The organism is Colwellia sp. F1, assembly GCF_056238625.1.
The window spans coordinates 1-2,560 of sequence record NZ_JBWDLI010000075.1; the positions used below are offsets into that span (position 1 = coordinate 1).

Consider the following 2,560-nt stretch of genomic DNA (forward strand, 5'->3'; position numbering starts at 1 on the left):
GGTTCACTACGCGCCTCTATTTCGTTATGAGGGACTGCTGGCGGTTGCTCGACAGCATGCTTTTGCTGGCCGTCCGTTTATCGAACCACAAGCGTTAGCCGAGGAGACACTGATCACCTATCCGGTCGAGCACTCTCGGCTGGACGTGTTTACCCAGTTTTTGTCTCCCGCCAATGTGCGACCACAGGAAATCCGCACCGCAGAGCTCACCATTATGATGATGCAGCTTGTTGCCAGTGGTAGAGGCGTCTGCGCGCTACCCAACTGGGCGCTCACCGAGTATTTAGAGCGGGATTACGTTAGCGCCGTAAAACTCGGTGAGAATGGTATTTGGAGCACGCTTTATGCAGCCATTCGGGAAGAAAATAGAGAAGCGCCTTGGATGCAGGATTTTTTGCGCACCGCTAAAGAGACGTCATTTGCGGTGCTATCAGGGATTAAACCGGCAACTCGCGACGAGGAATCAGCAGCGTAAAGCGCGCACCGCCCAGTGTAGGGCTGGTATCCACAGTGACGCTACCGCCATGGCCTGCCATAATTTTTTGCACAATGGACAAGCCAAGCCCGTAGCCCCCAGAGCTACGGGCACGACTGTCATCAAGCCTGGCAAACGGCTTGAAGATATCGCTACGCGCCTCGGGTGGTATGCCAGGCCCATCATCCTCAATATCAATCCGTACAAGGTGAGGCTCATCCCATAGGCGAATCACTACTTGCGACTTGCCATAGCGACAGGCGTTGCTGACAAGGTTCTGCAGCGCTCGTTGTAAATAGCGGGGTCCGGCGTACAGCTCAACTTCAGCACTACCATCCAGCGTTAACGATAAGCTTTGGTGCAACGGTGACAGCGTGTCGATGACTCGCTCAGCCATTGCCCGGCACTCAACCAATGCCATCTCTAATTCAACGCCATTGATCGACTCTCCCCCCAAGCGGGCATAGGTGAGAATTTCGTCTACCAATTCGTCTAGCTCGGAAATATCAGCATCGATCCCCTGAAGCTGACGACGAATCGCTGGTTGGTCGGTCATATCTTCGACCATTTGCACCGCAAACCGTATACGAGCCACCGGCGTGCGTAATTCATGAGAGACCGCGCGAATCATTTCTTGCTGACCTCTTAGCAAACTCTGAACTTGATTCGCCATCCCATTGAATGCCATGCCCAAACGGCCTAAAAAGTCTCCGCTTTCCACCTTTACCCGGGTTTCTAAGCGCCCGCTGGCGATTCTAGTCGCGGCAAGCTCCAAACGCGCCATACGCGCTTCAATGCTGCGCATAATTAAATAAATAATTAGGCTCAGCACCACCATTAACCCCACCAGTAAAGGCAGATGCAAATTGGCTGGCAGCGTATCACCACGCGAGGTAGGCCCCGCTTGTAACCATTGATTATCATCCGGCAACCGATAAAGCAGCATCAGTGAGAGCTTATCCGACACCAGCCGAGTCAACACGCCTCCCTGGGCGAGTTGAAACTGCTGTTCTGGAGTAAGGTCAGAAGGCGGCGCGGAAAGCAAAACAAGTGGCCAACTACCCGCGTCTAGCGAGGCGATGGCGTCAGCCCTCGCCTCATGAGGCATACTAGCAAGCCACCCCCCGAGTAGTATCATGCTGCCCTGCCACTGACGCTCGCTCCAGGCGGCAAATGTTGCCTCCAGCAGCCACTCATCGTTAGGTATACGTTGCCGTAACCGCCAGGGATCTTCAGCAACTAATACCGTGCCTCGCTCGACGCGAGCTTGCTCAAAATAGTTAAGCCCTACACTCTCAATACGCTTAAGTGAGAGCTGCATCCCCAGCTGTTCCGAGAAGCGGGCAAGCAGGCTTTCTCTTCCCGCCACCGGACTTGATGCTAACTGCTGCGTCATTAATGACATCGGCAATGCGGCAAGCTGTTCACGATAATCTTCGCGACGAATCTGCTCAATAAAAGAGCGCCCGCCCAATGCAATAAAGAATACTACGCACAGTGCAAGCCCCAGCAGAAGATAAAACCTTAAGAAAGAACCGTGGCCCAGCACTCGCCGCATGCGGTTAGCCTCTGTTAGTTAACTGTCTTTGACGAAAAGGTAGCCTTTGCTCCGCACTGTTTTGATTCGGTGCGGTTGGTTAGGGTCGTCGCCTACTTTGGGACGAATACGCGAAACCCGCACGTCAATCGAACGATCCTGTCCATCGTATTTAATGCCACGCAGCTCATTAAAAATTTCTTCTCGGGTTAATACACGCCCTGCGTTGCTCGCCAACAGCCACAGCAGATCAAACTCTGCGCTAGTGAGATCTATACGCTCACCGGAAAGCCAGGCCTCACGCGTTGCGTTATCTATCTCTAGATTTTCGAAGCGCAGGCGCATCTCACCACCCGGCGCTGGTGCATCGGCACGACGCAGTAGCGCACGCATACGCGCAAGAAGTACACGGGGTTGAACCGGCTTTGGCACATAGTCATCGGCCCCCATTTCCAAACCCAGTACCTGATCAAGATCATCTGTGCGGGCCGTTAACATCATAATAGGACCAGCAAAGTTAGGCCTAACACGACGGCAAATAGCCAAAC

3 protein-coding genes are annotated in these 2,560 nt (G+C 53.6%); 1 reads left to right on the forward strand and 2 read right to left on the reverse strand.

Going from position 1 to position 2,560, the window contains the following annotated elements:
- Window positions 1–475 (forward strand): LysR substrate-binding domain-containing protein (locus tag AC0UA9_RS17355; protein WP_475661982.1); only part of this gene is annotated, 475 nt, incomplete at its 5' end.
- Here AC0UA9_RS17355 and AC0UA9_RS17360 read toward each other — a convergent pair.
- Complete coding sequence (locus tag AC0UA9_RS17360) at window positions 438–2,033, reverse strand: ATP-binding protein (RefSeq protein ID WP_475661984.1); 1,596 nt, start codon at window positions 2,031–2,033, stop codon at window positions 438–440. The genes AC0UA9_RS17355 and AC0UA9_RS17360 overlap by 38 nt on opposite strands.
- A gap of 18 nt (window positions 2,034–2,051) precedes the next feature.
- Window positions 2,052–2,560: winged helix-turn-helix domain-containing protein (locus AC0UA9_RS17365; RefSeq protein ID WP_475661986.1), on the reverse strand; the 509-nt coding region annotated here is incomplete at its 5' end.